Origin of the sequence: uncultured Planktosalinus sp. (genome assembly GCF_963973675.1) — a bacterium.
Classification (GTDB): Bacteria; Bacteroidota; Bacteroidia; order Flavobacteriales; family Flavobacteriaceae; genus Planktosalinus.
Map to the genome: position 1 here is coordinate 1 of NZ_CAXBAN010000099.1, position 7,923 is coordinate 7,923.

General features: G+C 34.9%; 11 protein-coding genes and 1 pseudogene. 2 read left to right on the forward strand and 10 right to left on the reverse strand.

Annotation, left to right across the window (positions count from 1 at the left end; all coding sequences use genetic code 11):
• The 8 genes from AACY61_RS05430 to AACY61_RS05465 form a co-directional block, all read right to left on the reverse strand.
• On the reverse strand, positions 1-291 hold a 291-nt coding region (locus AACY61_RS05430; RefSeq protein WP_339610569.1), incomplete at its 3' end, for a carboxypeptidase regulatory-like domain-containing protein.
• A 59-nt stretch (positions 292-350) separates the two neighbouring features.
• The gene (locus AACY61_RS05435; protein ID WP_339610570.1) at positions 351-680 is read right to left on the reverse strand and encodes a hypothetical protein; all 330 of its coding nucleotides are present in this window, start codon (positions 678-680) and stop codon (positions 351-353) included.
• A 16-nt stretch (positions 681-696) separates the two neighbouring features.
• Positions 697-978 carry a DUF6787 family protein gene (locus AACY61_RS05440; protein WP_339610571.1) on the reverse strand — a complete coding sequence of 94 codons (282 nt, stop codon included), beginning with the start codon at positions 976-978 and terminating at the stop codon, positions 697-699.
• Complete coding sequence (locus tag AACY61_RS05445) at positions 975-1,379, reverse strand: DUF6146 family protein (protein ID WP_339610572.1); 405 nt, start codon at positions 1,377-1,379, stop codon at positions 975-977. Before AACY61_RS05445 ends, AACY61_RS05440 begins: the two co-directional genes overlap by 4 nt.
• A 102-nt stretch (positions 1,380-1,481) precedes the next feature.
• Positions 1,482-2,126, reverse strand: coding sequence for a DUF937 domain-containing protein (locus tag AACY61_RS05450; RefSeq protein ID WP_339610573.1), 645 nt, complete (start codon positions 2,124-2,126; stop codon positions 1,482-1,484).
• Positions 2,127-2,129: 3 nt separating this feature from the next.
• Positions 2,130-3,083 (reverse strand): D-2-hydroxyacid dehydrogenase, encoded by a 954-nt coding sequence (locus tag AACY61_RS05455; protein WP_339610574.1) that lies wholly within the window; start codon positions 3,081-3,083, stop codon positions 2,130-2,132.
• Positions 3,084-3,127: 44 nt separating this feature from the next.
• Positions 3,128-4,195, reverse strand: a complete 1,068-nt coding sequence (serC, locus tag AACY61_RS05460) for a 3-phosphoserine/phosphohydroxythreonine transaminase (protein WP_339610575.1) — start codon at positions 4,193-4,195, stop codon at positions 3,128-3,130.
• 69 nt (positions 4,196-4,264) lie between these two features.
• Complete coding sequence (locus tag AACY61_RS05465) at positions 4,265-5,323, reverse strand: acyl-CoA reductase (RefSeq protein WP_339610576.1); 1,059 nt, start codon at positions 5,321-5,323, stop codon at positions 4,265-4,267.
• 68 nt (positions 5,324-5,391) lie between these two features.
• On the opposite strand from AACY61_RS05465, the gene AACY61_RS05470 reads away from it, so the two are divergent.
• Entirely contained in the window at positions 5,392-5,742 is a 351-nt protein-coding gene (locus tag AACY61_RS05470) for a 4Fe-4S dicluster domain-containing protein (protein WP_339610577.1), read from the forward strand.
• A 112-nt stretch (positions 5,743-5,854) separates the two neighbouring features.
• Complete coding sequence (locus AACY61_RS05475) at positions 5,855-6,904, forward strand: T9SS type A sorting domain-containing protein (protein ID WP_339610578.1); 1,050 nt, start codon at positions 5,855-5,857, stop codon at positions 6,902-6,904.
• Positions 6,905-6,947: 43 nt separating this feature from the next.
• Here AACY61_RS05475 and AACY61_RS05480 read toward each other — a convergent pair whose 3' ends face one another.
• Positions 6,948-7,400, reverse strand: coding sequence for a hypothetical protein (locus AACY61_RS05480; RefSeq protein ID WP_339610579.1), 453 nt, complete (start codon positions 7,398-7,400; stop codon positions 6,948-6,950).
• Positions 7,401-7,452: 52 nt separating this feature from the next.
• A pseudogene (secA, locus tag AACY61_RS05485) lies at positions 7,453-7,923 on the reverse strand (preprotein translocase subunit SecA); the annotation flags it as partial.

Genomic DNA, 7,923 nt, shown 5'->3' on the forward strand with positions numbered 1-7,923 from the left:
TTCTAACCTTATATTTAGAGAGCCATCAAAAGGAATTGTAAATTGTGTCGCCTTAGTATCACATTCAGGGTGAGAAACTTGTAATGTGTAATTGCCTTCACAAAGATTATCAAACTGAAAGTTACCATCTAAATCGGTTTGTGTAAAAATTTCGTGACCTGCAATAATTAAAACTGCCCCAGAAAGTGGACTTCCATCGTGGAAGTCAACAACACGTCCGGTTATGGATTGATTGCAGTTTTGAGAATAAGACTGAAAACCAATAAATAATATAAAAAGAAAAATACGCATAATACTACTCTTGCTTTCGCAAAAAAAGTTGATAAATTAAAAAAGAAAGAAAACTTAAGTTATACGCTTTTTGGGGGACCCCTTAAACTAATGTGAAAAGTTGCAGTGAAAAAAAGTTTGTCCCCAACAGGAGGAAATATTGTCTTAAAATTTGATATTGTTTGAGGCTGAATGCTATGACTTGAAAGACTTAATACTGGAGTAATGTGAAAATCAAAAACATCACATTCAGCATCCAGTTGATGGAGGTGAGTAGTCCCTGTTTCAGTGCAATGATTAAAGTCGCTGTGACTAAAAATATGTAGTGCTTCTGAAGAAAAAGAAAATAACAAGGCAACACCCAGAAAAATGGATGTAAGCTTAGAAGTTATTTTTGTTTCTTTTATCAAGTGTTTAATAATAGTATTATCTGAAGGTAAGTCTTTGAAACATTTTTTTTACAAAATTCCAGAAAAAATCAAATTCACCAAATATCCAACCAACCAGTAAAAGAATTACTTTATAGACCGGTAGAATTATTAAAATTCTTACAGGCCAATATAACCATAAGTCCTGTGAAATTCCTAAAAGTAAAGTTAAAGGTTCACCCAGCCTTGCTGCCAGAGTACCAGTTATCCCAAAAACAATAAATATGATAATTAATTGACGGTTGGATGTTATGCCCCAGCGATCTTTAAGTTTCTTCATCGAAGCTTTTGGTTGTACGTGATTTCAAAATATTTAAAGTAATTGTAAAGTAAATAATTTACTTCCAACCCATAGGAAACAGAAGGATCATAATTAATTTCCTGTACATATAGATTTTTGTTAAACCCTGGAGCATAAACACGGTAGTTGTATTCAGTAACATATTCCATGTTTCTGGTTTCAAGATAGCTCAACCCATAATATCCTTTGGGTGGCTGAGTAATTAACCAGCTGTTAAATCCGGGTTCAATGATTATGATTTCATACTCGATGCTATCGTTGGCAATTCGGACAGTGTCAGAAAAACCAGTATCTTCTGGTCCTGATTTAACGGTTGACTTTGAAGTGTCACAACTTACAACAACCAAAGAAAAAACGAGTATAGTGAACAAATACTTCATAAACACAAAGGTACAAATTTAAAAAGGAATAGATTTTTTACTGATATATATTTAACAGAGTAAGTTAGTTGAATCTATAATTTAAATAACATTAAATGATTTTTATTTTTTAAACAAACCACCAAGCAGCCCACCCAGTCCTGAACTTTTCTTTTTACTAGTATCATTGCCGTTTAGAAGCATCCCTGCAATATCATCAATCACACTACCATCTCCATCTTGGTCAAGTAACGAATGAAGCAGGCTTTGTTCCTCTTGAGATTTTCCGCCAATTAGATTTCCAAGAATGCCTGTCAATGAACTTTCATTTGTGACATTAGAATTTTTAGCTTCCTTGCCGAGCAAGCCTATCACAATTGGGGCAGCAACTTTTAGAATCTGAGCAACACTATTGTTATCCAGTCCTGTTTTTAGACTTAAAGCACTTACCATTTGAGATTTTTGTGAACCAAGAACATGATTTAAAATACCTTCTCCATCGTTGAGATCTTCCTGATTGACACCTCCTTGAAAATAACTGTCGATATTGTTGACGATACTGCCATCGTGTTTTGTTTGTAAAGCGTTTAAAAGACTTTTGGCTCCTGTTGGTTCTGAAGCATTTTTTTTCATTGCACCCAGCAATAAGGGCAAAGCTATGCTAATTACTTTAGTAGTTTTATCCTTTGGTGCATTGGTTTGTGAGCTTGCGCCCATAATAATTTTTTGTCCGAAGTCGCTGTTGAGTAATTCTAAAATAGTTGACATAAGCTAAATTTTAAAATGAGTAATAATTTTTTCTGCCAATTCAATTCCAATTCTTTCCTGAGCCTCAACTGTTGCAGCACCAATATGAGGACTCATCGATATTTTTGGGTTCATTAGCACTTGAATAGCCGGGCTTGGTTCTTCTTCAAAAGTGTCTAAGCCTGCAAAACTTAACTTGCCAGTATCTAAAGCTTCTTTTAGGGCTACTTCATCCAGCACACCACCACGAGCAGCATTGATAATTGCCGCACCGTGTTTCATCTGCTCGATTTCTTTTTTTCCTATTACATATCCATCCTGAGCTGGAACATGTAAAGTTATGAAGTCACTGACTTTCAGAATCTCATTAAAAGGAATAGTTTCAATTGCTAAACTTATTTTTTCTCCGGTAAAAAATTCAAGAGTTATTTCAGCATTTTTAACATATTTGTCACACGCAAGCACATTCATACCAAGACCTAAAGCTATTCTGGCTACCTCCTGGCCTATTCTGCCAAGTCCTATAATTCCTATAGTCTTTCCTCTTAATTCTATTCCCTTGGCATAACTCTTTTTAAGATCGTTGAATTTAGTGTCACCGTCAAGTGGCATCATTCGATTGGCATCATATAAGAACCGAACACCGGTAAATAAATGTGCAAATACAAGTTCAGCAACCGAAGCAGAAGATGCTGCCGGAGTGTTGATTACATGAATTCCTTTTTCTTTGGCGTAAGCAACATCAATGTTGTCCATACCAACCCCCCCACGGCCAATGAGTTTGATTGACTGACAAGAGTCAATTACTTCTTTTCTTACAGTTGTAGCACTGCGAACCAAAACTGCATCAATTTTATGCTGATTGATGTAATTAATGAGTTGTTCCTGAGCAACTTTGGTGGTTATTACTTCTATTCCTGCTTTTTCCAAGGCTTCAATGCCGCTTTTTGAGATTCCGTCGTTTGCTAATACTTTCATTATGATGGTTTATGATTTAAAAGTAGTTATCAAAATTATATTTTTTAAACTTTGTTTTTGAGTTGCTGCATGATTTCTGTAAGTAACTTCACACTTTCAAATGGTAAAGCGTTGTAGATTGATGCCCTATAACCACCAACAGATCTGTGGCCATTTAGACCGCTAATACCGGATTCTGCCAATAAACTTTCAAATACATCTTTATGATAATCATCTTTAAGTTTAAATGTTACATTCATCATGGAACGGTCTTCCTGGATAGAAATATTGGGGACAAACAATTCATTCGCATCCAGCTCCTCATACAACAAGGATGCTTTCCTGTTATTTTCTTTTTCAATTGTTGTAAGCCCTCCTTTGTTTTTGATCCATTCAAGAGTAAGCATTGAACAATATACAGCAAATACAGAGGGAGTATTGTACATACTTTCTTTATCAATATGTTGCTTATAATTCATATATTTGGGAATTGCCCGGCTTACATTTCCTAAAATATTTTCTTTTACAATTACCAGGGTAGTGCCTGCAGGACCCATATTTTTCTGTGCACCAGCATAGATCAAATCAAATTGCGAATAATCAATAGCTCTTGAAAAAATATCACTACTCATATCACAGACCAAAGGAGCAGTTGGTTTTGGAAATTTTTTAAATTGTGTACCATAAATTGTATTATTACTGGTACAGTGCACATAACTCATACCGGCAGGAATATCAAACCCTTTTGGTATATAGGTGAACTTTTGATCTTTTGAAGAAGCTACTTCAAGTACTTCACCAAAAAAACGGGCTTCCTGAATTGCTTTACTTGCCCAAGTACCTGTGTTGATATAGGCTGCTTTGCGTTCCAGCAAATTTTGTGCAACCTGTACAAATTGAAAACTGGCACCACCATGCATAAATAAAGCCTGATACCCTTTGTTTTCAAGTTCGGTAAGTTCCAATGCAAGCCGGCGAGCCTTTTCCATTACAGTAACAAACTCTTTACTTCTGTGAGAAATTTCAAGAACCGATAAGCCTGTATTTTTAAAATTAAGTACTGCAGAGGAGGCCTGCTTAAGAACCTCGCTTGGAAGAATTCCGGGACCGGCACTAAAATTATGTTTTTTCATAGGGTAATTTTCAAATAGTTTATAGCACTAATTTACTGACATTTAATCGTAAAATATATTGAATGTCCACTAAATTTTCAATAAAAAGTCAAGTGTGTTAATTGTATCGGCATAATCCCACAAATCGGGCTGCTGTGTCTGTCCAAAAGCAACTTCACCATCGGTAAATCCATAAGAAACAATACACTGAAGTTGATCCTGATCTTGTCGTAACTGGTGTTTTAGTGACTCTATAGATGAATAGTACTCATAAAAACAACTGGCAATAGGTGAACTGTATCCTTTATCTGCTTTCAGCATAAAAAAACCATTGTCCAAAAACTTAAATTCACTCATCAAATAAACTGCTTTGTTGTAATCATAATTATTGGCATATTTATGTTTGTCCATTAAAGTATGCCAGGGATAGATCGCATTAAAAAACTTATCAAAATTGTAATTTTCTGGGACCATTAATTTCGACACATTTCTACAACCCAATCCATAATATCTGAATATATCTTCACCAAGTGCACTCAGTTGGCTTTCAGTTTCATTACCGGTTAGAACAGCAACAGAATTTCTATTTTTTCTGATTATATGTGGTTTGTTTTTAAAATAATATTCAAAATATCGGGCGGTATTGTCACTTCCTGTTGCAATCACTGCATCAAAATCTGCGAGTTGTTCCTCAGTAAATGATATACGTTTTTTAAATCCAGAATCAATATGTTCCAAATATTTAGCGAGATAGGGCAGGAGTTGTTTGTCTTTTGTTGATTGCTTCACAAGCACGTTATTTCCGGAGATTAAAACAGATAAAAAATCGTGAAACCCAACTAATGGGATGTTGCCGGCCATAATAATGGCGACTGTTTTCGGATGTTTACCATCAAAAGAATAGACTGAAACCCAGGCTGATAAATTATTTTCTGTGAGTGCTTCAGACCAGTTTTTAATTGCAAATCGAATGTTTTCATTGGTAAACCACCCATTGTGCTCTTCAGCAAGTTTAATCTGATGGAGCATACCTTCAAAAAACAAATCATTATTTGGAATGTTCTCTTTTTTATGAGGCTGATTTTCTGCAAATTGTGATAAAAAATTTCCAAGGTGAATAAAGGCTTTGATACGTTCTGTTAATGTCATAAAGCAATTTGGTTATGAAATGTTTTGGAGTTATTTTTGTACAAATTTACGCAAAGAAAAAGAAAATTATGGCAATTATAATAACAGATGAATGTATCAATTGTGGTGCTTGTGAGCCGGAATGTCCAAACACAGCAATATATGAAGGTGCTGATGATTGGCGTTATGCCGACGGAACTGACCTAGAAGGCAATGTGGTACTTCCAAATGGTAAAGAAGTCAATGCTGAAGAAGTTCAAACACCTGTAAGTGATGAAATTTATTATATTGTTCCCGATAAATGTACAGAGTGTCAAGGTTTTCATGAAGAACCACAATGTGCAGCAGTATGTCCTGTAGATTGTTGTGTTCCAGATGATAATCATCAGGAAACCGAAAAAGAATTATTGGCTAAACAGGCGTTTATGCACCATAAATAAAAGGGTTAAAAAATAATAAACTAAAAACCGAAATACGTTCAAGTATTTCGGTTTTTTTATTTCATTGAATTTAGATAATTTAGTTGTCAGATATACCAATTAAAAAAAAACAATGAAACAATTTATACTTTTAATTTTCTTTTTATTTTTTGAAAGCATAGCCATAGCGCAATGTCCTTTTGATAGTACAGTTACTTCCAACCCAGATTTAAGCGGTGGAAATGAAATACAATGCTCAAATCAGGTTATTGAATTTATGGCTCCTGCAGGTTATGAAAGCTATCAATGGAAATATAAGTTTTCAACATCCGGAAACGCAAACAATTTTGAAGGAGAAACAAGTAATACATTAAGCATCATAGCCGGTGATTTGGGTTTTGCATATGTATTTGTTACCATAACCGAAGATGGTTGTACTGAAGATTCTAACGAAATAATGTTTGATACCTGGATATTTCAGTCGCCTGCTATTGAACATGAACCTAATACAACCTTATGCTATGGAGAGACTTCCATTATTTCAAGTGCATTTCCAGGACCTCAAAATTTTAGATGGTTTAAAGATGGTGAATTAGTTCAGGAAGGTACTCAAGATTTTTATGAAGTTTCTGAAGCAGGTTCATATTTACTGGAGGTATCTTATGAACAGTGCCCTGAACAATGGCTTTCCAGCGGGGTTCCAGTAACATTTGACGTAATTGGTGAAGAAGTGACAATTACTGAATTAGGGGTCGAGCTTATTACTACTGAAAACGGAAATAATTATAAGTGGTTTATTGATGGGGAAGAAATTCTTGGTGAGAATAATTTTTCAATTGAACCACAACAAACCGGAAACTATACTGTAGAAGTTACATTTGGGCCTCCAACTTGTTTGATTTTATCTGAACCTCACTTTTATGAGGTTTTAAGTTTAGAAGAAAACGAATTTTATAAAGGAGTATTTTTCAAAAACACGAAAGCCGTGCAAGGTCAATTTATACTGACTAATACCGATAATAAAAACCTCGAAATTAGTTTGTATTCTTTGAATGGTAAATTAATTTCCATGATCAATTCAGCAAATAGCGAAATTCCTATCGAATCAGCAGCTGCTAAAGGAATTTACCTTTGTAAAATACAAAGCCAAGGGTATGCTAAATGGGAAAGGTTATTAAACTAACAGTTTTTTAAATGTAAATGCCTGTCACTTATTAAAGGTAGGATTAATATTCAAAAAATGGAACAGTCCTGTGATGAAAAGGATTGTAAAAAAATGGCATGGAAGCATCACGATAAACTGAATTATACACACGGTTTCGACCTAAATAGTAGGGCTCATTCACCCTTACTTGGATAGCGCGCTCTTTTTTAACAGCTTTACTAAACCCCAAGGTTTCTGCATTGATTGGGCGATTCGTATTTGGTTTGCGATTGAGATAAGAATCTTGTTTATTAAGTGCGTCTTGCATACTTACAGGTTGCCAGTAATTGCTTGATGATAGCCCCAATGTCTTTGAAAACTGCTGCTTTTTATATTTCTGAATAAAAAAACTATTTTCTATCTGAAACACTTCAGGTAACGTGGTTTCATCAATGGTTAAAAATTGTGCGCCAAACTCTTGAGAAGATAGCAGTCCACTAAAAATTAAAAAGAAAAGACAGATAAAGACCTTCATCAAATTTTGTGTTTATAAAGATGTTTATCAAAAATCATCCCAATTAATTTCTTTAATCCATTAAAACCCATTCCCCTTTGTCCAGCAAAGGAATTGCTTGCTTAAACTTCAATGATTTGGTTTCACCGCTCATTACATTTTTGATAGTTACTTTATCATTCCGGCCAATTTTTGGTTTGTCTCTGACAATGGTTTCGGTAACTGTTTGTTGTGACTGAGTCTGACCTGCAGCCCGAGATTGTGCAGCGCGCTCATCCATATTGGGGATTTCATCTTTTTGAGTTTGTAAATTTTCCTTCGGCTTGCGCTGGCGGGCTTCTCTTATTTGTGCTTCATCTTGTTGTGGTAACTCCCCCTTAAATAAGAACGAGACCACTTCTTTATTTACTTTTTCAATCATTACTTTAAAGAGTTCAAAAGCTTCAAACTTATAGATAAGTAAGGGGTCTTTTTGTTCGTGAACAGCTAACTGTACTGATTGCTTTAATTCATCCATTTTTCTCAAATGGGTTTTCCAGGCATC

What these genes read in the sequence shown, in the direction of transcription:
- AACY61_RS05440 (WP_339610571.1), bottom strand. Translation starts at nt 978, where the DNA reads ATGAAGAAACTTAAAGATCGCTGGGGCATAACATCCAACCGTCAATTA.
- AACY61_RS05445 (WP_339610572.1), bottom strand. Translation starts at nt 1,379, where the DNA reads ATGAAGTATTTGTTCACTATACTCGTTTTTTCTTTGGTTGTTGTAAGT.
- AACY61_RS05450 (WP_339610573.1), bottom strand. Translation starts at nt 2,126, where the DNA reads ATGTCAACTATTTTAGAATTACTCAACAGCGACTTCGGACAAAAAATT.
- AACY61_RS05455 (WP_339610574.1), bottom strand. Translation starts at nt 3,083, where the DNA reads ATGAAAGTATTAGCAAACGACGGAATCTCAAAAAGCGGCATTGAAGCC.
- serC (WP_339610575.1), bottom strand. Translation starts at nt 4,195, where the DNA reads ATGAAAAAACATAATTTTAGTGCCGGTCCCGGAATTCTTCCAAGCGAG.
- AACY61_RS05465 (WP_339610576.1), bottom strand. Translation starts at nt 5,323, where the DNA reads ATGACATTAACAGAACGTATCAAAGCCTTTATTCACCTTGGAAATTTT.
- AACY61_RS05470 (WP_339610577.1), top strand. Translation starts at nt 5,392, where the DNA reads ATGGCAATTATAATAACAGATGAATGTATCAATTGTGGTGCTTGTGAG.
- AACY61_RS05475 (WP_339610578.1), top strand. Translation starts at nt 5,855, where the DNA reads ATGAAACAATTTATACTTTTAATTTTCTTTTTATTTTTTGAAAGCATA.
- AACY61_RS05480 (WP_339610579.1), bottom strand. Translation starts at nt 7,400, where the DNA reads ATGAAGGTCTTTATCTGTCTTTTCTTTTTAATTTTTAGTGGACTGCTA.